The organism is Saccharopolyspora thermophila, assembly GCF_014646075.1.
GTDB lineage: Bacteria > Actinomycetota > Actinomycetes > Mycobacteriales > Pseudonocardiaceae > Saccharopolyspora > Saccharopolyspora thermophila.
Genome location: NZ_BMMT01000009.1, coordinates 147,846 through 167,850 on the forward strand (window position 1 = coordinate 147,846; position 20,005 = coordinate 167,850).

Consider the following 20,005-nt stretch of genomic DNA (forward strand, 5'->3'; position numbering starts at 1 on the left):
CGCCCAGGTCCGGGCGCTGTGAGCGGCCCTGTGGGGTGCCCGACGACACACCCGCCGCGGGGCGCGTGGCACCGTGGAGGGGTGAGGCAAAAAGGTACGGGTGCCCGCGACGCAGCGGTGGAGCGGCAGCGCGCCCGGGAACTGTTCGCCGCGGCCCGCCGGATCACCGCGCTGACCGGGGCCGGGGTGTCCACGGCGTCGGGCATCCCCGACTTCCGCGGCCCCAACGGCGTGTGGACCCGCAATCCGGCCGCGCAGCGGCTCAGCGACATCGACAGCTACGTCTTTGACCCGCAGGTGCGCGAGCTGGCGTGGCGCAGCCGCGCCGAGCACCCAGCCTGGCACGCCGAACCGAACGCGGCGCACCGGGCCTTCGTCGACCTCGACCGCGCGGGGCGGCTCGGAGCCCTGCTGACGCAGAACATCGACGAACTGCACCAGCGCGCCGGGCTGGACCGGGACAGGGTGCTGGAGCTGCACGGCACGATGTTCAAGGTCGTGTGCCTGAGCTGCGGTGCCGTCACCTCCATGCGCTCGGCGCTGCGGCGGGTCGCCGACGGCGAGCCCGACCCGTCCTGCCTGGAGTGCGGCGGGATCCTGAAGTCGGCCACCATCTCCTTCGGGCAGGCGCTGGACGCCGAGGTGCTCCGCCGGGCGCAGCGCGCGGCCCTGGACTGCGACCTGTTCCTGGCGGCGGGGACGTCCCTGACGGTGCACCCGGCAGCCGGGCTTGCCGAGCTGGCCGTGCGCGCGGGCGCCGAGCTGGTCATCTGCAACGCCGAGCCCACGCCGTACGACGAGGTGGCCGCGGCGGTGCTGCGCGGGCCGCTGGTCGAGGTGCTGCCGGAGCTGGTGGCGGTCCCACTGAACGAATCCGCTCCACCGCTGCGCACCTGGGGTGACCCCAGCACCTGGGACTGAAGTGACACTTGTGGTCGATGTTGTGCGTGCTCCACTGGTGTCAAGTGGTGCAAAAGGGACCAGAGTGGCAGAGTTTCCAACCGTCGTGTGACTCCATTCGGCCTAATCTTCGGCCGCCAATGGGAGGTGACGGTTGTGTCGCGTGCCGCATCCGTGCGCAGGATGACCGCGCTCGCCCTGCTCGCCGCAGTCGGTGCCGCCCTGCCAGGTGTCGGCGCCGCCGTGCCGCCGCCCCCGCCCAACCCCAGCGACGCCGAGCTGCACGCTGGGCGCGCCGCCGTGCAGCAGGCGGCGGGCCAGGTCGGCGAGCTGGCCAACCGACTGGCTCAGGCCGAATCCCGGCTGCTCGACCTGCAGACCCAGGTCGAGCTGAAGATGGAGGACGCGAACAAGGCCCGGGTTGACTTCCAGCGCGCCGCACGCGCCCACGCCGACGCCCGGCGGGCCGCCGACGCCGCCCGTGCCGACGCCGACGCCGCGGCCCGGCAGGTCGAGCAGCAGCGCAGCCGGCTGGACAACTTCGCGGCCAGCAGCTACCGGCAGGGCAGTCGCCTCGGCTCGGTCACCGCGTTCATCGGCGCGAAGAACCCGCAGGAGATGCTCGACCGGGCGGTGTTCCTCGACGCGATCAGCGACTCGCAGCTCAACGTCCTCGAGGACCTGGAACGCGCCCGCGTCGAGAAGGTCAACAAGGATTCGCTGGCCCGCGCGGCGCTGCAGGAGGCCGAGGCCCGGCGGCTGGAGGCCGACCGTGCCCGCGTCGCGGCCGAAGCCGCCGAGCGCGAGGCGGTCGCGGCGCAGGCTGCCCAGGCCGAGCAGGCCCGGCGGCTGGAAGCCGACAAGGCGGTCGTTGAGGCGCAGCTCGCCGAGGCCCGCTCACGCGTCGCCGGGCTGGAAGCGCAGCGCGACCGGTACGAGGACTGGCAGGCGGCCAGGCAGCGCGAGGAGCAGGCCGCGGCGCCCACCGGCCGGTCGGTCGAGGTGGTCATCGCGCGAGCACTGTCGCAGCTGGGCGTGCAGTACGCGTGGGGCGGTGGCAACGCGTTCGGCCCCACCCGCGGCATCCGTGACGGGGGAGTGGCCGACGCCTTCGGCGACTTCCGCAAGGTCGGTTTCGACTGCTCGGGCCTGATGATCTACGCGTTCGCCGGCGCGGGGATACCGCTGGACCACTACAGCGGATACCAGTACCAGGCGGGTCGCCAGGTGCCACTGTCGCAGATCCGCCGCGGCGACATGCTGTTCTGGCAGCGCGGCGGGCGCGTTCACCACGTGGCCCTGTACCTGGGCGACGGCAGGATGGTGGAGGCGCCCTACTCGGGCTCCCGGGTCCGGGTTGCACCGGTGCGGTACAGCGGCATCGCCCCATACGCCGTCCGCATGTTCTGACGCTGCCCGAACGAGGCTTCCAGCGGATCAGGGCGCGGTTGTGCGGTGGAGTCGGTGGCCGGTTGGTGGGCCGGCCGTGGTGGCTGGAAGCATTGCGGTGTGGTGAAGTTCGCGGCGGTGGTGCTGGCTGGTGGACGGGCGCGTCGACTCGGCGGGGTGGACAAGGTCCTGCTGCCGGTGTCGGGGCGGACGCTGCTGGACCGGACGATCGACGCGGTGGCGGGTGCCGGACCGGTGGTGGTGGTCGGCCCGCGCCGTGCGACGGCCGAACCCGTCCTATGGACGAGGGAGGACCCGCCGGGCAGCGGCCCGCTGGCGGGCGTGCAGGCCGGGCTGGCCGCGCTGCCTGCGGAGACGGCGCTGGTGGCGGTCCTCGCGGGCGATCATCCGCATCTGACACCGGGAACGCTTACGCGCCTCCGCGGCGCCCTGCGCGCGAACCCGGGGGCCGCGGGGGCGGTTCTGGTCGACCGCAACGGCGAACCGCAGTGGCTGGTGGGGCTCTGGCGCGTGTCGTCCCTCCGCGCCGCCATGCCGGGGGAGGCCCGCGACCGTTCGATCCGCTCGGTGTTCGCCCGGCTGGACCCGGTGCTGGTCCCGGCGGCGGGGGAGGAGGCGTCCGATGTGGACACACCGGAGGACCTCCACCGCGCCCGCACTCCGAAGGGCTGATCGCTGTCAGGGCACCCCGACCCGCAGTTGTCGCCTTGGTATTTATCGCGATCGATAACTTCAGTGTTGACTGAAACTCACTGACCGCAGTGCGAACCGAGGAGAAGCCGCGCAGCAGGTCGAATAGACGAGCGTGGAGGTCCAAGCGGTCCGTGGGGGGCAGCACGCGCGAAGGTGAGAGGCCGGGCGGAGAACACATCGGGTGCCTGCGACGCCTCGTCCGCGGTGGGGAATGCCGCGACCAGCGTGGCGAGGCCCCGGCGGCGCACAGGGCGGGGGATTCCGTGCTCCGATGACCGCCCACCGTCATGCAACTGCGCCCTGGGCACATTCGAAACAGTTCTGTTGTCTCGATTATTTCAGTGTCGACCGAAATTGACCCTCAGGCAACGCGCGCAGGGAACAGCTGAGGAAGGGATAGAGCGTTCTTCACAGAGGTCATACCGGGGGTGCTGTTGGGTGGGATGCGGGGCGTTGCCCCCTCGCGAGCGTGTGCTCGCAGCGTGACAGGATCTTGGGCGGCTGATCTGCCGCATCGACGACGCCCGGGGCGGGCCAGGGACAGGAGGCTGGGAGAAGTGACCGAAGCGGGCAACGGTGAGAGCGGGGGTGCCGGGGCCGCGGCGGCGCGTCCAGCGGAGCAGATGACCACACCGGCGCGCGACGCGCAGCTGCTGGAGCGCACCGTCTTCGAGGTCAAGCGGGTCATCGTCGGGCAGGATCGGCTTGTCGAGCGGATGCTCACCGGTCTGTTGGCCAAGGGCCACATCCTGTTGGAGGGCGTGCCCGGCGTGGCCAAGACCCTGGCGGTGGAGACGTTCGCGCGGGTGGTCGGCGGCTCCTTCTCCCGTCTGCAGTTCACCCCCGACCTGGTGCCCGCCGACATCCTCGGTACCCGGATCTACCGGCAGGGCAGCGAGCGCTTCGACGTGGAGCTGGGCCCGGTGCTGGCCAACTTCGTGCTCGCCGACGAGATCAACCGCGCTCCGGCGAAGGTGCAGTCGGCGCTGCTGGAGGTGATGGCCGAGCGGCACGTCTCCATCGGCGGGGAGAGCTTCCCGATGCCCGCGCCGTTCCTGGTGCTGGCCACCCAGAACCCGATCGAGAACGAGGGCGTCTACCCGCTGCCGGAGGCCCAGCGCGACCGGTTCCTGTTCAAGCTGCCCGTCGAGTACCCCTCGGCGGAGGAGGAGCGGGAGATCATCTACCGGATGGGCGTCGCCGCGCCGGAGCCGAACCCGGTGCTCACCCCGGACGAGCTGATCCGGTTGCAGAACGTGGCTTCGCAGGTGTTCGTGCACCACGCCCTGGTGGACTACGTGGTGCGGCTGGTGGTGGCCACCCGGATGCCCAACGACCACGGGCTGTCCGACATCGCCGGCTGGGTGTCCTACGGCGCGTCCCCGCGCGCCAGCCTGGGCATCGTCGCCGCCGCGCGGGCGCTGGCGCTGGTGCGCGGCCGCGACTACGTGCTCCCGCAGGACGTGGTGGATGTGGTGCCGGACGTGCTGCGGCATCGCCTGGTGCTGTCCTACGACGCGTTGGCCGACGGTATTCCGGTCGAGCACATCGTCAACCGGGTGCTGCAGACGGTGCCGTTGCCGCAGGTCTCGGCCCGGCCGCAGGGCGGTCCGCCGCCGGTGCCGGTCGGTCCCGGCGGCGGCTACGGCCAGCCGCCGCTCGGGCCCGCGCCGCACCAGTGAGGGGCGGGTCGGTGTCTGACGATCGTCCGTCCTGGGCCCCGCCCGTGTTGGACAACGGGCGGTTGGAGGCGGCCCTGCGGTCGCTTGAGCTGAGCGTGCGCGGTCGGCTTGACGGTCTGCTACAGGGCAATCATCTCGGTCTGGTGCCGGGCCCGGGTACCGAACCTGGTGAGGCCCGGATCTACCAGCCTGGTGACGACGTGCGGCGGATGGACTGGGCGGTCACCGCCCGCATGGCCGAGCCGCACATCCGGCAGACCGTGGCTGATCGGGAGCTGGAGACCTGGGTGGCGATGGATTTGTCGCCGAGTCTGGATTTCGGGTCCGCGGCGTGCGAGAAGCGGGAGCTGGCGGTCGCGGCGCTGGCTGCGGTGATGTTTTTGACCAGCGGTGGCGGGAACCGTATCGGTGCGGTGGTGGACAACGGCACCGGTCCGGTGCGGCTGCCGGCGCGTGGTGGCGCCGCCCACGCGCGGGCGCTGCTGAAGAAGGTGGCCCAGACGCCGCGGGCGGCGGAAGGCACCCGTGGTGATCTGGCGACGTTGCTGGAGTCGCTGCGCCGGCCGCCGCGGCGGCGTGGTCTGGTGGTGGTGATCTCCGATTTCCTTGGGCCCACCGATTGGGACCGCGCGCTGCGTGGGCTGGGGGCGCGGCATTCGCTGCTGGCCATTGAGGTGGTGGATCCGCGGGATCTGGAACTGCCGGACGTGGGCACGGTGTTGTTGTCGGACCCGGAGTCCGGTGAGCAGCGCGAGGTGCATACGTCTGCGGTGTTGCGTAAGGAGTTCGCCGCCGCGGCGGCGGCGCACCGGGAGCAGGTGGCGGGCCTGCTGCGGCGTGCGGGCTGTGGGCATCTGGTGTTGCGGACGGATTCGGACTGGATCGCCGACGTGGTGCGGTTCGTGGTGGCTCGCAAGCGTGGTTGGTCCGGAGGAGCTGCCTGATGTTGAGCCTGTCGGGATTCACCGCGCCGTGGTGGTTCCTGCTGCTTGTGGTGGTTGCGGCGCTGGTCGCCGGGTATGTGTGGGCGTTGCGGCGGCGGCGGCGCGACACGCTGCGGTTCAGCAATCTGGAGGTGCTGGACCGGGTGGCTTCGGCGCGGCAGGGTTGGTGGAAGCACGTGCCGCCGGCGCTGCTGGGTGTGGCGTTGGTCCTGTTGACGGTGGCGCTGGCGGGGCCGACCGCGGAGCAGCGGATTCCGCGTAACCGGGCGACGGTGATGTTGACCATTGACGTGTCGCTGTCGATGAAGGCCACCGATGTGGAGCCGAACCGGTTGGAGGCGGCGAAGGTGGCGGCGAAGGAGTTCGCCGACAAGCTCACGCCGGGTATCAATCTTGGGTTGGTGTCGTTTGCGGGCACCGCGACGGTGTTGGTGATGCCGACGACTGACCGGGTCAGTGTCAAGCAGGCCATCGACAGCCTGAAGTTGGCGGAGGCCACGGCGACCGGTGACGGGATCAATGCCGCGATGCAGGCGATCGACTCCTTCGGCAAGATGGTCGGGGGTCCGGCGGGGGCGCCGCCCGCGCGGATTGTGCTGATGGCCGACGGTGGGCAGACGATCCCGCGTGAGTTGGATGCGCCTCGTGGTGCCTACACCAAGGCGCGGGAGGCCAAGCAGGCGGGGATCCCGATCTCCACGATCTCCTTCGGTACCAAGCACGGCAGTATCGAGATCGACGGTGAGCAGGAGCTGGTCGAGGTCGACGACGAGGCGATGCAGGAGATCGCGCGGTTGTCTGGCGGTGAGTTCCACAAGGCGGCCAGCGCCGAGCAGCTGCGTGAGGTTTATGACACGTTGGGTGAGCAGATCGGGTACGAGACCAAGCACACTGACGCCAGTAAGCCGTGGTTGGTGTTGGGTACGTTCGCCGCGATCATCGCGTGCGGTGTGTCGGTGTTGGCGGGTCGTCGGTTGCCGTAGCGCGTGGGGGTGGGCCGCCGCGTTCGGGTGTGGGCGGCCTGCGTGCCAGGTGGGTGGAAGCCGGGCGCCGTTTACTCGGCGTTCTTGCGGACCTCGTCCATGTCGAGTTCGCGGGCCTGGCGGATGAGGTCTTCGAAGACGGGTTCGGGTAGGGCGCCCGGTTGCTGGAAGACCAGCACGTTGTCGCGCACGATCGCCAGGGTGGGGATGGAGCGGACGTCGAAGGCGCCGGCCAGTTCCGGCTGGGCCTCGGTGTCGACCTTGGCGAAGACGATGTCGTCGTGGTGCTGTGAGCTGCGCTCGAAGACCGGCGCGAACATCGTGCACGGGTCGCACCAGTCGGCCCAGAAGTCGATGATCACGAAGTCGTTGCCGGAGATGACGTCGTCGAAGTTGTCGGTGGTCAGCTCGACGGTTGGCATGGGCCGTTTCCCTTCTGGAGTGGACGGCTGTCCTCGGGGAACGCCGTGCGGCCGGTGTCGCATTCCCGGGGTCAGCTGCCGCTGACGTCCATGGCGCGGGCGACGAGGGTGGCCAGGTGGAGGGGTTCGACGTCGGTGGTCTGGCGCAGTTGTGTGCGGCAGCTGAAGCCGTCGGCGACGACGTCGGTGCTGGGTGGGGCGGCGCGCACGGCGGGGAGCAGGGCTTGTTCGGCGCAGGTGAGGGAGATGTCGTGGTGGCCGCGTTCGAAGCCGAAGTTGCCGGCCAGGCCGCAGCAGCCTGCGTCGAGGACCTGGGCGTGGACGCCGGTGGCGGTCAGGGCGGTGCGGTCGGCGGTGAAGCCGAGTTCGGCGTACTGGTGGCAGTGGATCTGGACCAGTGCCTGCTCGCTGGTGGTGGGGCGTTCCCAGCGGGCGTGGGAGGGTTCGATGTGCTCGGCGAAGGTGCGGGTGGCTTGTGCGAGGGTGGCGACGTTGGTGTCGTGCGGGGCGAGTTCGAGGGCGTCGTTGCGGAGGAAGGCGGTGCAGCTGGGTTCCAGGCTCACCAGGGGGATGCCGGGGGTGAGTAGGGGCTGCAGGAGGCGGGCGGTGCGGCGCAGCACGGTCCGGGCGGTGTTGAGTTGGCCGGTGGAGTACCAGGTGAGGCCGCAGCACAGGCGGTGGCGTGGGATGTGCACGGGGTGGCCGAGTGTTTCGAGGACGGCGACGGCGTCGCGGCCGATGTGCGGGTCGAAGTGGTTGGTGAAGGTGTCGGGGAACAGCAGTACGGGTTCGGCGGTGGCCGCTGTGGCGCGGGGGCGTGTTGACCACCACGCCTGTAGTGACTGGGGTGCGAGTCGCGGGATCGTGCGGCGGGCGTCGATGCCGCCGAGTCGCTTGAGCAGTGGAGCCAGTGGGCCGGACAGGATCCGGTTGGCCAGCCTGGGCGGGGTGGCGGCCAGCCCCAGTGGCAGGAAGCCCATCGAGTAGTGGGCGGCCGGGCGGGGGCGGTGGCGGTAGTGCTGGTGCAGGAACTCGGCTTTGTAGGTGGCCATGTCGACGTCGACAGGGCAGTCGGACTTGCAGCCCTTGCAGGACAGGCACAGGTCCAGGGCGTCGCGTACCTCGCGTGAGCGCCAGCCGTCGGTGATCAGCTGGCCGGCGAGCATTTCGTACAGCAGGTGTGCTCTTCCGCGGGTGGAGTGCTGTTCTTCCTTGGTGGCCCGGTAGCTTGGGCACATCACCCCGCCTGTGGTGTTCAGGCACTTGCCCATGCCGACGCAGCGGCGGGTGGCTGCGGCGAGGTCGCCGCCGTCGGCGTGTAGTGCCAGGGTGGTGCGGGTGGGCAGTGGTGGGGCGACCAGCAGCCGCAGGTCGGTGTCGACCGGGTGTGGCCGGACGATGTGGCCGGGGTTGAACAGGTTTTCGGGGTCGAAGGCGGCCTTGAAGCGTTCGAAGGCGCGGATCACCTCTGGTGGGTACATGCGGGGCAGCAGTGCTGAGCGGGCGTGGCCGTCGCCGTGTTCGCCGGAGAGGGAGCCGTCGTGGCGGACGACGAGGTCGGCGGCTTCTTCGAGGAATCGGCGGTACTGGTCGGCTCCGGTGGTGGAGTGCAGGTCGAAGTCGATGCGGACGTGGATGCAGCCGTCGCCGTAGTGGCCGTAGGTGACGCCTCGGCGGCCGAAGCGGGTCAGCAGGGCGTCGAACTCGCGCAGGTAGGTGCCGAGGCGTTCGGGTGGGACGGCGGCGTCCTCCCAGCCGGACCAGCGTTCCGAGCCGGCCATGCGGGTGGAGTAGCCGGATCCCTCCTCGCGGATTTTCCACAGGGCGGCCATTTGGGCGGGGTCGGTGTGCAGTGCGGTGTGGGCGCGTTCGCCGATGGCGCGGATGATGCGTTGCGCTGCTGTTTGGGCCGCGCCCTGGTCGTGGCCGCCGGTTTCCACCAGCAGCCAGCTGCGGCCGTCGGGGAGCAGCGGCAGTGCGGGGGAGTGGGGGTTGTGTTGGCGGACGACGTCGACGAGTTCGGTGCTGAGTCCTTCGATCGCCAGCGCCGCCAGGCCGCGCAGCCGGGGTACTTCGTCGGCGGCGGCGTAGGTGTCTGGGAAGCCGAGCACGGTCAGGGCTCGGGCGGGTGGGGAGGGGAGGAGTTCGACGGTCGCGCCCAGTACGGCTGCGCAGCTGCCTTCGCTGCCAACCAGGGCGCGGGCCACGTTGACGTTGTTGTCCGGTAGCAGTTGGTCGAGGTTGTAGCCGGATACCCGGCGGGTCAGGGTGGGGAAGGTGCTGCGGATGAGTTCGGCGGTGTCGTCGCGCAGGGATCGTAGTTCCTGGTAGAGCCGCCCGGTCCGGTCGCTGCGGGTGCACAGCTGGGTTAGTTCGGCCGGGGAGGTGGGGCCAAGGAGCAGTCGGGTGCCGTCGGCGAGCAGCACGTCGAGGGAGTGGATGTTGTCGACGGTTTTGCCCCAGGCGACCGAGTGGGGGCCGCAGGCGTTGTTGCCGATCATGCCGCCGAGGGTGCAGCGGCTGTGTGTGGATGGGTCGGGTCCGAAGGTCAGGCCGTGTCGGGCTGCGGCGGAGCGCAGTGAGTCCAGGACCACGCCGGGCTGTACCCGGGCGAGGCGGTGGTGCGGGTCGATGTCGAGGATGCGGTTGAGGTGCCGGGCGCAGTCCAGGACGATGCCGGGGCCGCAGGCGTTGCCGGCGATGCTGGTGCCCGCGCCGCGGGGGGTGATGGGCACACCGTGGTGGCGTGCGATGGCTACTGTGGCGGCCACGTCGTCTTCGGAGCGTGGGAACACCACGCCCAGCGGGACCTGCCGGTAGTTGGAGGCGTCGGTGGAGTACAGGGCGCGGGTGCCGGGGTCGAAGCGGGCGGGGCCGGACACCGCGGCGCGGAGTTCGGCGGCGAGGTCTGCGGGTGTGGTGGCCGTCAAGGCGTCTCCCGAGGTGGTGCGGGGTCCCTGTGCGCAGTGTGCCTGTCTGGGCGGCTGTAGGTGAACCACGACATGGTGCGCTGATTTCTGTATGGAGGCGACGAGCGGTCGGCGATCGTCAGCGGATAATGTCGCGGCTGAACCGAATCATGGCAACGGCAGTTTGTCGAGGGGAGATCCACAGTGGCACGGTCCGTACTGGTGACCGGCGGCAACCGCGGCATCGGTTTGGCCATCGCGAAGGCGTTCCAGGCCGCAGGGGACAAGGTCGCGGTCACGCACCGCGGATCGGGTGCGCCGGAGGGGTTGTTCGGCGTGCGGTGTGACGTCACCGATCCCGAGCAGGTGGCGGCCGCTTTCGACGAGGTCGAGGCCGCGCACGGTCGGGTGGAGGTGTTGGTGGCCAACGCGGGGATCACTGATGACGGGCTGTTGCTGCGGATGGGTGAGGAGCAGTTCGGTCGGGTGATCGACGCGAATCTGGCCGGGTCCTACCGGGTGGCCAAGCGTGCGGCGAGCAGCATGTTGCGCAACCGGCGTGGCCGGATGATCTTCATTTCGTCGGTGGTTGGGTTGTCCGGTGGTGCCGGGCAGGCCAACTACGCGGCGAGCAAGGCCGGGTTGGTGGGGTTGGCGCGCTCCATTGCGCGGGAGCTGGGGTCGCGCGGTATCACGGCCAATGTGGTTGCTCCTGGTTTTGTCACCACCGACATGACTGACGCGCTGCCTGAGGAGCGTAAGAAGGAGATCCTGGGCCAGGTCCCGCTGGCGCGGTTCGCCGCGGCTGAGGAGATCGCTGCTGCCGTGCAGTGGCTGGCCTCGGACGCCGCTGGTTATGTCACCGGTGCGGTGATCCCGGTCGACGGTGGGCTTGGGATGGGCCACTGAGTCTGTCTGTTTCGGACGGACATCCTGGACGGTTTCCGACCCCCGTGGGTCGGCGCGGGCTCGGTGACGCCTGCGAGAGCACAGCGGAGGAAGCACAACGTGAGCGGATTGCTCGAAGGCAAGCGGATTCTGGTCACCGGCGTGATCACGGACGCCTCGATCGCGTTTCACGCGGCGAGGGTGGCTCAGGAGCAGGGGGCCGAGGTGGTGCTGACCGGGTTCGGCCGGTTGAGCCTGGTGCGGCGGATCGCCGGGCGGCTGCCCAAGCCCGCGCCGGTGCTGGAGTTGGACGTGACCAACGCCGAGCATCTGGACAGCCTGGCTGATCGGGTGCGTGAGCACGTCGACGGGCTCGACGGTGTGCTGCACTCGATCGGGTTCGCTCCGCAGTCGTGTCTGGGTGGGGATTTCCTGGCCGCGCCGTGGCAGGACGTGGCCACCGCGTTGGAGATCTCGGCGTACTCGCTGAAGTCGCTGACCACCGCGACGCTGCCGCTGCTGGGGGCGGGTGCCTCGATCGTCGGCATGGACTTTGACGCGCGGGTGGCGTGGCCGGCCTACGACTGGATGGGTGTGGCGAAGGCGGCGCTGGAGTCGACCTCGCGTTACCTGGCGCGGGAGCTGGGGCCGAAGGGTATCCGGGTCAACCTGGTGTCGGCTGGTCCGGTGCGGACGATGGCTGCCAAGTCGATCCCGGGTTTCGCTGATCTGGAGGCGGGCTGGGACAAGCGGGCGCCGCTGGGTTGGGATGTCAACGATCCGGAGCCGGTGGCCAGGTCGGTGTGCGCGGTGTTGTCGGACTGGCTGCCCAAGACGACCGGTTCGATGATCATGGTGGACGGCGGCGTGCACGCGCTGGGTATCTGATGTGATGTGGGCCGGTCGCGCGTGGCCCCGGGTGCGGGCGACCGGCCGTGCAGCGCCATCATGGTGGCGTGAGCTTTGATGCGTTGCTGTTGCTGTCCTTCGGCGGTCCGGAGGGGCCGCAGGACGTCCGACCGTTTCTGGAGAACGTCACCAGAGGCAGGGGCGTGCCGCCGGAACGCCTGGACGAGGTCGCCGAGCACTACCTGCACTTCGGCGGGGTGTCGCCGATCAATCGGCTCAACCGCGACATCATCGCTGCTGTGGAGGCGGAGCTGGCCGCGCAGGGCCGGAAACTGCCGGTGTACTTCGGCAACCGCAACTGGCATCCGATGATCGAGGACACCGTCGCGCAGATGGCCGACGACGGGGTGCGGCGGGCGTTGGTGTTCGCCACGTCGGCGTGGGGCGGCTACTCGGGCTGCAAGCAGTATCACGAGGACATCGCGCGGGCCCGCGCGGCCGTGGGGGAACGCGCGCCGGAGCTGGTGAAGTTGCGGCAGTTCTTCGACCACCCGCTGTTCGTGGAGGCCACCGCTGATGCCGTGCGTGAGGCGTTCGCCGAGCTGGAGCCGGGGCAGCGGGAGCGGGCTCGGTTGGTGTTCACCGCGCACTCGATTCCGCTGAAGGCCGACGCGCTGGAGGGGCCCGACGGGCGGGGGCAGTGGTATTCGCGGCAGGTCGCCGAAGCGGCCCGGCTGGTTGCCGAGGCGGTCGGGGTGGACGGCTACGACGTGGTGTGGCAGTCCCGGTCGGGGCCGCCGCAGGTGCCGTGGCTGGAGCCGGATGTCTGTGATCACCTGGCGGATCTGCATGGTCGGGGCGTGCCGGCGGTGGTGATCAGCCCGATCGGGTTTGTCTCTGATCATCTTGAGGTGATCTGGGACCTGGACAACGAGGCCAGGGACAAGGCGGCCGAACTTGGCATGGGTTTTGTCCGCGCGGCCACGGTGGGGCCGGATCCGCGGTTTGCGAAGCTGGTGGTGGAGCTGGTCGCCGAGCACATCGACGAGATCAGGCCGCGCAAGCTGTCCCCGATGCTGGCCGCGGGCTGCACGCTCAACGGGGAGCCGTGCGCCCCGGGCTGCTGCTGATCCCCCGACCCGGGTGGTTTGTGCCGGGGGTGGGAGGGAGCCGTCGCCAGGAATCATGGCGAGGCGCCCTCCTACCCCGATCGGGTGATTCAGGGTGTGGGTGGTTCGCGTGGTCGGGCGTCAGGCGGGCGGCGTCCGCCCCGCGGCGCGAGCCACCGACCCGGTTCAGTGTTTGCCGGCGCGGTCGGCCAAAACGCGCACCATCTCGGCCACCGCGGCCTGCCGCGCCGCCCGCACCGCGTCGAACAGCGGGCGCAGCGCCTCGGTGCGGGCGCGGATCGCCGAGGCCGACAGCGCGCCACCCGGGGAGTCCTCGGTGGCCACCCACAGGATGGCCTCCACCTCGGTGGAGCGCTGCAGGACGCGCAGCGCGCGCTGCGGCACGTTCTGGGGCCACGGCGGAGTCGGGCGCGAGGCGACGGTGCGGGCGATCTCCTCGCGGACGCCGGGCCGGTGCTTGGCGACTCCGAGGTCGATCAGCGCGCTGGCGGCCTCCCGCATCGTCGAGGCCATCCCGTGCTCGGCCTCGCCGATCGGCAGGTGCTCGGCCGGGGGCAGCTCCCCGGTGTCGAAGGCGGTCCAGCGCAGCACGCCCTCGGCGGCCCGCTGCGGCACCAGGCCCAGCTGCGCGTCGGGCAGCACGATCGCCTCGCCGACACGCATCGCCAGCTTCGCGAAGGGACTCCTCCCACCGAGCCCGCGGGCGTCGCCGGGGACCGGCAGCACCAGCCGCCCGTCGGCGGCCCCGGCCTTGCGCAGGGCGGCCAGCAGCAGCGCCGGGCCGGCCGGGGGGTCCTGCGGGCCCGGCAGGTCCAGTCGCGTGGCCAGGTCGTCGTCGGCGGCACGCACTTCCTGCGATTCGGCCCAGGGTTGGAGGGCGTCAAGCACATCGTCCGACGCGGCCGCACCGTGCAGCCAGGCGGACGTCCATACAACCATCGTGGCGCTTGGGCAAGGCACGTCGCAGAGGGTACGGACGCGTCCGCCGCTGCGTCGTGCGGGGGCGCGTGACTGTGATCTGTGTGGCGCGGCGTGCCGCGACCACCCGGGGCCCTGATCGGATTACCGTGACGCCTCGTGCGTTCGGTCAACTACGGCAAGGACATCCTGGCGGGCCCGCGGCGGCGCACGGCGCCGGAGATTCCGGCGGAGCCGGGGTTGGTGGTCGAGGATGCGGCCAGCGGGTTCTGCGGTGCGGTGGTGCGGGTGGAGTCTGGGTCGGTGGTGTTGGAGGACCGGCATGGTAGGCGGCGGCTGTTCCCGCTGCGCCCGGCGGCGTTTCTTTTCGAGGGCAGGCCCGCGACGCTGGTGCCGGCCCCTCGGTGCGCGCCGGCGGCGCCGCGCCGGTCGGCGTCGGGGTCGGTGCGCACCGAGGGGCTGCGGGCCCGCACTGCCCGCGGCAGCCGTATCTGGGTGGAGGGTCTGCACGACGCCGAGCTCGTCGAGCGGATCTGGGGCCACGATCTGCGGGTGGAGGGTGTGGTGGTCGAACCGCTGCACGGGCTCGACGACCTGCCGGGCATGCTCGCTGAGTTCCGGCCCGGGCCGGGCCGGCGGATCGGGGTGCTGGTGGATCACCTGGTGCCCGGCAGCAAGGAGTCCCGCATCGTCGAGCGCATCAACGACCCGCACGTGCAGGTCAGTGGGCATCCCTACGTGGATGTCTGGCAGGCGGTCAAGCCGCGGGTGCTGGGCATCGACGCCTGGCCGCAGGTGCCGCGCGGCAGCGACTGGAAGCAGGGGGTGTGCGAGCGGCTCGGCTGGGGCGAGCCCGCTGACGGGTGGCGCCGGGTGCTGTCGGCGGTGTCGGGGTTCCGTGACATCGAGGCGCCGCTGCTGGGTGCGGTCGAGCAGCTCATCGACTTCGTCACCGCCGACGTCACGCGATGATCACGCCTGGTGGATCCGCGCTCGTGGTGGCGCTGGGTGGGCCACAATAGGAGCCATGACTCCCGCGCTGCTGTGGCTGGTCGCCGGGGTGGTGCTGATCGCCGCTGAGGTGCTTTCCGGTGACTTCGTGCTGGCGATGCTCGGCGCCGCCGCGTTGGGTGCCGCCGGGGCCTCGGCGCTGGGTGTGCCGCTGGGGGTGGACGCGGTGGTGTTCGCCGTGTTGGGGCTGGGGCTGATCTTCCTGGCGCGCCCTGCGCTGAAGCGCCGGATGCACGTGCAGCGTGAACTGAAGACCAATGTCGACGCCCTGGTCGGCAAGCATGCCCGCGTGGAAGCCACTGTGGACGCGCACGGTGGTCGGGTGCGTATCGACGGTGCGTTGTGGTCGGCGCGGGCGTTCGACGAAACGCAAGTGATCGAGGCCGGCCGGACGGTCACCGTGATGGAGATCTCGGGTGCCACGGCCGTCGTGTGGGCCGAGCCGTAAGGAGAGGGACGTGGGCATTCCCGAACTGGTCGTGCTGGCGGTGGTGGTGCTGCTGGTGCTGGTTGTGGCGGTGAAATCGGTGCTGGTGGTGCCGCAGGCGCAGTCGGCGGTGATCGAGCGCCTCGGCAGGTTCCGCACGGTGGCCGAGCCGGGCCTGAACTTCCTGGTGCCGTTTCTGGACCGGGTGCGGGCCCGTATCGATCTGCGTGAGCAGGTGGTGTCGTTCCCGCCGCAGCCGGTGATCACCCAGGACAACCTGACGGTGTCCATCGACACCGTGGTGTATTTCCAGGTCACCGACTCCCGGTCGGCGGTGTATGAGATCTCCAACTACATCGTCGCGGTGGAGCAGCTGACCACCACGACCCTGCGCAACGTGGTGGGCGCGATGAGCCTGGAGGAGACGCTGACCTCCCGCGACGCGATCAACACCCAGCTGCGTGGGGTGCTGGACCAGGAGACCGGGCGGTGGGGCATCCGCGTGGCGCGGGTGGAGCTGAAGGCCATCGACCCGCCGCCGTCCATTCAGGACTCGATGGAGAAGCAGATGCGCGCCGACCGGGAGAAGCGCGCGATGATCCTCAACGCCGAGGGGCAGCGGGAGTCGGCGATCAAGACCGCCGAGGGGCAGAAGCAGGCCGCGATCCTGGCCGCGGAAGGGCAGAAGCAGGCGGCCATCCTCGCCGCGGAGGCCGACCGGCAGTCCAGCATCCTTCGGGCGCAGGGCGAGCGGGCCAGCCGCTATCTGCAGGCGCAGGGCCAGGCCAAGGCGATCGAGAAGGTCTTCGCCGCGGTCAAGCGCGCCAGGCCGACCCCGGAGCTGTTGGCCTACCAGTACCTGCAGACGCTGCCGCAGATGGCGCAGGGCGACGCGAACAAGGTGTGGGTGGTGCCCAGCGACTTCGGCAAGGCGCTGGAGGGCTTCGCGCGGATGCTCGGCGAGCCCGGCGAGGACGGTGTGTTCCGTTACGAGCCGCCGCAGGAGGAGCCGCCGGCCGCCGCGCCGGAGGATGAGGAGGAGTCGGTCAGGTCCTGGTTCGACACCTCGACCACGCCGGAGGTCGCCGAGGCGGTGCGGGCCGCCGAGGCGGTGGCTCGCAAGGAGGTTCCGGGCCCGAACGTCGGGATGAACCCGGCGTCGCTGGCTGAACCACCAAGGCCCGACCGGCCCGAGTAGGCACTGTCGCGGCCAGGGGGTGCTGACGATGAGTCACCACCCCCTGGCCGGCGTTGGGGGCTCAGGTTCCGGCCGCGGGGTCGAGGTAGGGGCCCCCGGCCACGCCGAGGGCGCGGACCGTGCCGAGGAGGTGTTCGCGCAGCCGCGTCTTGGCCAGCTCGGCGTCGCCGTCGCGGATCGCTTGGGCGAGCTGGGTGTGCTGGTGGGTGATGCGGGGCCGGGCGGCGTGGGTGCGGGCGGTGGCGGTGATGCGCATCTGCTTGTCGCGCAGGGCGTTGTAGAGGTCGGCCACCACCGGGTTGCCCGCGGCGGCGACGAGGGTGGCGTGGAAGGCGCGGTCTGCCTCGTGCATGTCGGCGTCGCTGAGGCCGGTGGCGTCGCAGGCCGGGTGCGCGGCCAGTTCGGTGCCGACGGCGGTCATCACCTCGGCGCCCTGCGCGGCCAGTTTGTCGATGGCGAAGGTCTCCAGGGCCAGGCGGGCCTCGACCACCGCCCGCGCCTCGGTCGGTGTGACGGGGACGACGAGCGCGCCTCGTTTCGGGTACAGCCGCAGGAACCCCTCGGTCTGCAGCCGGAGGAAGGCTTCCCGCACCGGGGTTCGTGACATCTGCAGCGCGCTGGCCACCTCGCCTTCGGACAGCAGGTCGCCGTCGGGGTATCGGCCGTCCAGCAGGCCGGCTTTGACGTACTGGTAGGCGCGGTCGGCGGCGGGTGTGGCGGGGGACGCGGTTGGGCGTGGTGTTGCGCTCGACACGAGGGCATCGTACTTCCACCCATCTTGTATCTAAGATAGATACAAGATTGTGTGGGAGGGGTCTGAAGAACGTGTCCGCGACGGTGTTGACCGACGCGCGACCGGATCGGCGACACCGCATGGCGTGGCTGATCTGGGGCGTCGGCGCCCTCTGCTACTGCACCGCGATGTTCCACCGCGCCGGCCTCGGCGTGGCCGCACCCGAGGCGATCCAGCGCTTCGGTGCCGGGCCGGCGGTGCTGTCGCTGTTCTCCGCGCTGCAACTGGGCGTCTACCTGGCGCTGCAGGTGCCCTCGGGGCTGCTGGCCGACCGGCTGGGCCCCCGCAAGGTGATCACCGGCGGCATGGCGGCACTGGCGGCGGGCTCGGCGGTGTTCGCGCTCAGCGGCTCGATCCTCGGCGGCATCGCCGGGCGGATGCTCATCGGCTTCGGCGACGCCTTCATGTTCACCAACGTGCTGCGGCTGGCCGCGCACTGGTTCCCGCCGCACCGCTACGGCCGGGTCGCGGCGATCACCGGGCTCGCCGGCGGGCTCGGCCAAGTCGCTTCCACACTGCCGCTCGGCCTCGCCCTGCACGGGCTTGGATGGGTCCCGACGTTCGTGGGCGCGGCGGTGCTGACCGGGGCGCTGGCGGTCCTGGCCGCGGTGGTGATCCGCGACCGGGCCGAGCCGGCCGAACCCGCCGCGCAGCCGCGCGAGCCGATCGGCCGCACGCTGCGCCACGTGACCGCCCAGCGCGGCACCCGGCACGCCTTCTGGGTGCACTTCGTGCTGATGGCGCAGTTCCTGGCGATGACCACGTTGTGGGGCGGGCCGTGGCTGACCGCCGCGCAGGGCCGCGGCACGACCGAGGTCGGTTCGCTGCTGCTGGTCAGCGTGGTGGGCTTCATCGCCGGATCGTGGTTTGCCGGGCAGTACGTGGCCGGGCGGCCGCTGCGGCGCGATCGCTACACGCTGGGTCTGTCGGCGGCTGTGGTGGCGGTGTGGGCGCTGCTGGTCGGCTGGCCAGGGATGCTGCCAACACCGGTGCTGGTGGTGGCGCTGGTCGTCATCGGCGCCGGCGGCGGGGGCGCGATGCTGGCCTTCGACGCGGCACGGCTGGCCAACGCCGAGCACCGCTCCGGGACCGCCTCGGGCGTGGTGAACATGGGCGGGTTCACCGCGGCGGTGCTGATCCAGCTGCTGGTCGGTGGGGTGCTGCAGGCGGTCGCGTTTCTGCCCGCGGCGCTGGCCTACCGGTGGGCGTTCGCGCCGGTTCTGATGCTGCTGGTGGCGGGCGTGCTGGCCCAGTGGCGGCTACGGCAGCGGTGAGCTCGCCCGGCCAGCCGCCGTCACCGCCGGGCCGGTCGGGATAGGGTCGACTGACGCAAGGCGGCACCCGACCGGCCGGCGGCCGGCCCAGCGAGGGAGGTTCTCGGTGACCACGGCGCTGCAACTGCACAACTTCGTCGGCGGCGAACGCACCGGCACCCTGGCCGGGGAGACCCTGCCGCTGGTGGACCCGAGCACCGGTGAGCAGTACGGGACCTCGCCGCTGACGCGGTGGATGGACGTCGACGCCGCGATGGAGGTGGCCTCCTCAGCGTTTGAGACGTGGTCGCAGACCACGCCGCGGCAACGGCAGCGGGTGCTGCTCGACGTCGCCGACGCGGTCGAGCAGCGAGCCGAGGAGCTGGTGGCCGCCGAGTGCCGCAACACGGGCAAGCCATGGTCGGTGGTGCGCGACGACGAGCTGCCGATGGCGGTAGATCTGATCCGGTTCTACGCCGGAGCCGCGCGGGTGCAGGAGGACGGGGCCGGCGGCGAGTACCAGCAGGGGCACACGTCGTTCTCGCGGCGGGAACCGATCGGGGTGTGCGCGCAGGTGACGTCATGGACACATCCGCTGCTCCTGGCGGCGGCGAAGGTCGCCCCGGCGCTGGCGGCGGGCAACGCGGTGGTGCTCAAACCGGCCGAGACGACCCCGGTGAGCACGGCGTTGCTGGTGGAGATCGCCGGGGAGTTCCTGCCGGCGGGAGTGTTGAACCTGATCTGCGGGGACCGCGACAGCGGGCGCGCGATGGTGGCACACGAGGTGCCGGGGATGTTCTCGATCACCGGGACCGTGCGCTCCGGGATGGAGGTGGCCGGGTCAGCGGCGGCCGACCTCAAGCGGGTGCACCTGCAGTTGGGGGGCAAGGCACCGGCGGTGGTGTTCGACGACGCCGACGTGCCGCGGGCGGCGCGGCGGATCGCGGCGGCGGCGTTCGGCAACGCAGGACAGAGCTGCACGGCGGCCAGCCGGGTGCTGGCGGGGCCGGGCGTGTTCGACGAGGTCGTGGCGGCGCTGGCCGAGTGGGCGGTGGCGATGCGACCAGGCCCGCCGCAGGACCCGGACGCGGCGTTCGGGCCGTTGAACAGCCAGGGACAGTTGGAGATCGTGCAGGCCCACCTGGAGCGGTTGCCCGAGCACGCGCAGATCGTGGCCGGCGGGCAACGCAAAGGCGAACGCGGGTACTTCCACGAGGCGACGGTGGTCGCGGGGGTGTCGCAGGAGGACGAGCTGGTGCAGAACGAGGTGCTGGGGCCGGTGGTGACGGTGCAGCGCTTCGGCAGCGAGGACGAGGCGGTGGAGCTGGCCAACGGAGTCCGCTATGGGCTGGTGGCCAGCGTGTGGACCCGGGACCACGCGCGGGCGATGCGGATGTCGCGGCGATTGCAGGCGGGCACGGTGTGGATCAACACCCATCACCCGCTGGCGGCGGAGATGCCACACAGCGGTTTCAAGCACTCGGCGTCGGCGCGGGACTTCGGGCGCTACGGCCTGGAGGAGTACAGCCGCATCAAGCACGTGATGACCGCGTGGGACCAGCAGTAACCCCGCACGCCGGGTGCCTGGCCACACC

The 20,005-nt window shown here is 71.1% G+C and carries 18 protein-coding genes; 14 read left to right on the forward strand and 4 right to left on the reverse strand.

Annotated features, from left to right (window positions below):
• Window positions 1-81 precede the first annotated feature (81 nt).
• The 6 genes from IEY17_RS14440 to IEY17_RS14465 all read left to right on the forward strand — a co-directional run bounded on the left by IEY17_RS14440 (window position 82) and on the right by IEY17_RS14465 (window position 6,612).
• Entirely contained in the window at window positions 82-921 is an 840-nt protein-coding gene (locus IEY17_RS14440; protein ID WP_373289884.1) for an SIR2 family NAD-dependent protein deacylase, read from the forward strand.
• Between the two features lie 135 nt (window positions 922-1,056).
• Window positions 1,057-2,310 (forward strand): NlpC/P60 family protein, encoded by a 1,254-nt coding sequence (locus IEY17_RS14445; protein WP_229680160.1) that lies wholly within the window; start codon window positions 1,057-1,059, stop codon window positions 2,308-2,310.
• 99 nt (window positions 2,311-2,409) lie between these two features.
• Window positions 2,410-2,982, forward strand: a complete 573-nt coding sequence (mobA, locus tag IEY17_RS14450) for a molybdenum cofactor guanylyltransferase (protein ID WP_373289885.1) — start codon at window positions 2,410-2,412, stop codon at window positions 2,980-2,982.
• Between the two features lie 644 nt (window positions 2,983-3,626).
• Window positions 3,627-4,685, forward strand: a complete 1,059-nt coding sequence (locus IEY17_RS14455; protein WP_188988025.1) for an AAA family ATPase — start codon at window positions 3,627-3,629, stop codon at window positions 4,683-4,685.
• 11 nt (window positions 4,686-4,696) lie between these two features.
• On the forward strand, window positions 4,697-5,629 hold the full coding sequence (locus IEY17_RS14460; RefSeq protein WP_308423993.1) for a DUF58 domain-containing protein: 933 nt from the start codon (window positions 4,697-4,699) through the stop codon (window positions 5,627-5,629).
• A 2-nt stretch (window positions 5,630-5,631) separates the two neighbouring features.
• Window positions 5,632-6,612 carry a VWA domain-containing protein gene (locus IEY17_RS14465; protein ID WP_188988027.1) on the forward strand — a complete coding sequence of 327 codons (981 nt, stop codon included), beginning with the start codon at window positions 5,632-5,634 and terminating at the stop codon, window positions 6,610-6,612.
• 71 nt (window positions 6,613-6,683) lie between these two features.
• Here IEY17_RS14465 and IEY17_RS14470 read toward each other — a convergent pair whose 3' ends face one another.
• Both IEY17_RS14470 and IEY17_RS14475 read right to left on the reverse strand, forming a co-directional pair.
• Window positions 6,684-7,034, reverse strand: a complete 351-nt coding sequence (locus IEY17_RS14470) for a thioredoxin family protein (RefSeq protein WP_188987897.1) — start codon at window positions 7,032-7,034, stop codon at window positions 6,684-6,686.
• Window positions 7,035-7,105: 71 nt separating this feature from the next.
• Entirely contained in the window at window positions 7,106-9,964 is a 2,859-nt protein-coding gene (locus IEY17_RS14475) for an FAD-binding and (Fe-S)-binding domain-containing protein (RefSeq protein ID WP_188987898.1), read from the reverse strand.
• Between the two features lie 183 nt (window positions 9,965-10,147).
• On the opposite strand from IEY17_RS14475, the gene fabG reads away from it, so the two are divergent.
• The 3 genes from fabG (at window position 10,148) to IEY17_RS14490 (ending at window position 12,810) form a co-directional block, all read left to right on the forward strand.
• Window positions 10,148-10,852, forward strand: coding sequence for a 3-oxoacyl-ACP reductase FabG (gene fabG / locus IEY17_RS14480; protein WP_188987899.1), 705 nt, complete (start codon window positions 10,148-10,150; stop codon window positions 10,850-10,852).
• Between the two features lie 99 nt (window positions 10,853-10,951).
• Window positions 10,952-11,719 (forward strand): enoyl-ACP reductase FabI, encoded by a 768-nt coding sequence (gene fabI, locus IEY17_RS14485; protein ID WP_188987900.1) that lies wholly within the window; start codon window positions 10,952-10,954, stop codon window positions 11,717-11,719.
• A 68-nt stretch (window positions 11,720-11,787) separates the two neighbouring features.
• Window positions 11,788-12,810 (forward strand): ferrochelatase, encoded by a 1,023-nt coding sequence (locus IEY17_RS14490; protein WP_188987901.1) that lies wholly within the window; start codon window positions 11,788-11,790, stop codon window positions 12,808-12,810.
• A gap of 165 nt (window positions 12,811-12,975) precedes the next feature.
• Here IEY17_RS14490 and IEY17_RS14495 read toward each other — a convergent pair whose 3' ends face one another.
• Window positions 12,976-13,749, reverse strand: a complete 774-nt coding sequence (locus IEY17_RS14495) for a hypothetical protein (RefSeq protein WP_188988029.1) — start codon at window positions 13,747-13,749, stop codon at window positions 12,976-12,978.
• A 138-nt stretch (window positions 13,750-13,887) separates the two neighbouring features.
• On the opposite strand from IEY17_RS14495, the gene IEY17_RS14500 reads away from it, so the two are divergent.
• The 3 genes from IEY17_RS14500 to IEY17_RS14510 are packed head-to-tail and all read left to right on the forward strand — an operon-like array spanning window position 13,888 to window position 16,364.
• On the forward strand, window positions 13,888-14,700 hold the full coding sequence (locus IEY17_RS14500; protein WP_188987902.1) for a DUF3097 domain-containing protein: 813 nt from the start codon (window positions 13,888-13,890) through the stop codon (window positions 14,698-14,700).
• Between the two features lie 55 nt (window positions 14,701-14,755).
• Window positions 14,756-15,187 carry an NfeD family protein gene (locus IEY17_RS14505; RefSeq protein ID WP_188987903.1) on the forward strand — a complete coding sequence of 144 codons (432 nt, stop codon included), beginning with the start codon at window positions 14,756-14,758 and terminating at the stop codon, window positions 15,185-15,187.
• A 10-nt stretch (window positions 15,188-15,197) separates the two neighbouring features.
• Window positions 15,198-16,364: an SPFH domain-containing protein gene (locus IEY17_RS14510; protein WP_373289886.1), complete on the forward strand. Its 1,167-nt coding sequence runs from the start codon at window positions 15,198-15,200 to the stop codon at window positions 16,362-16,364.
• Between the two features lie 61 nt (window positions 16,365-16,425).
• Here the strand turns inward: IEY17_RS14510 and IEY17_RS14515 are convergent, their stop codons facing one another.
• Complete coding sequence (locus tag IEY17_RS14515) at window positions 16,426-17,118, reverse strand: GntR family transcriptional regulator (protein WP_188987904.1); 693 nt, start codon at window positions 17,116-17,118, stop codon at window positions 16,426-16,428.
• Between the two features lie 71 nt (window positions 17,119-17,189).
• On the opposite strand from IEY17_RS14515, the gene IEY17_RS14520 reads away from it, so the two are divergent.
• Together IEY17_RS14520 and IEY17_RS14525 are read left to right on the forward strand one after the other, a co-directional pair.
• Complete coding sequence (locus IEY17_RS14520; RefSeq protein WP_229680161.1) at window positions 17,190-18,431, forward strand: MFS transporter; 1,242 nt, start codon at window positions 17,190-17,192, stop codon at window positions 18,429-18,431.
• Between the two features lie 106 nt (window positions 18,432-18,537).
• Entirely contained in the window at window positions 18,538-19,977 is a 1,440-nt protein-coding gene (locus tag IEY17_RS14525) for an aldehyde dehydrogenase family protein (protein WP_188987905.1), read from the forward strand.
• Window positions 19,978-20,005: the final 28 nt, after the last annotated feature.

Excerpts from the sequence above, each read along its gene's own strand:
- IEY17_RS14455 (WP_188988025.1), top strand. The coding sequence starts at position 3,627 with ATGACCACACCGGCGCGCGACGCGCAGCTGCTGGAGCGCACCGTCTTC.
- IEY17_RS14470 (WP_188987897.1), bottom strand. The coding sequence starts at position 7,034 with ATGCCAACCGTCGAGCTGACCACCGACAACTTCGACGACGTCATCTCC.
- IEY17_RS14495 (WP_188988029.1), bottom strand. The coding sequence starts at position 13,749 with ATGGTTGTATGGACGTCCGCCTGGCTGCACGGTGCGGCCGCGTCGGAC.
- IEY17_RS14505 (WP_188987903.1), top strand. The coding sequence starts at position 14,756 with ATGACTCCCGCGCTGCTGTGGCTGGTCGCCGGGGTGGTGCTGATCGCC.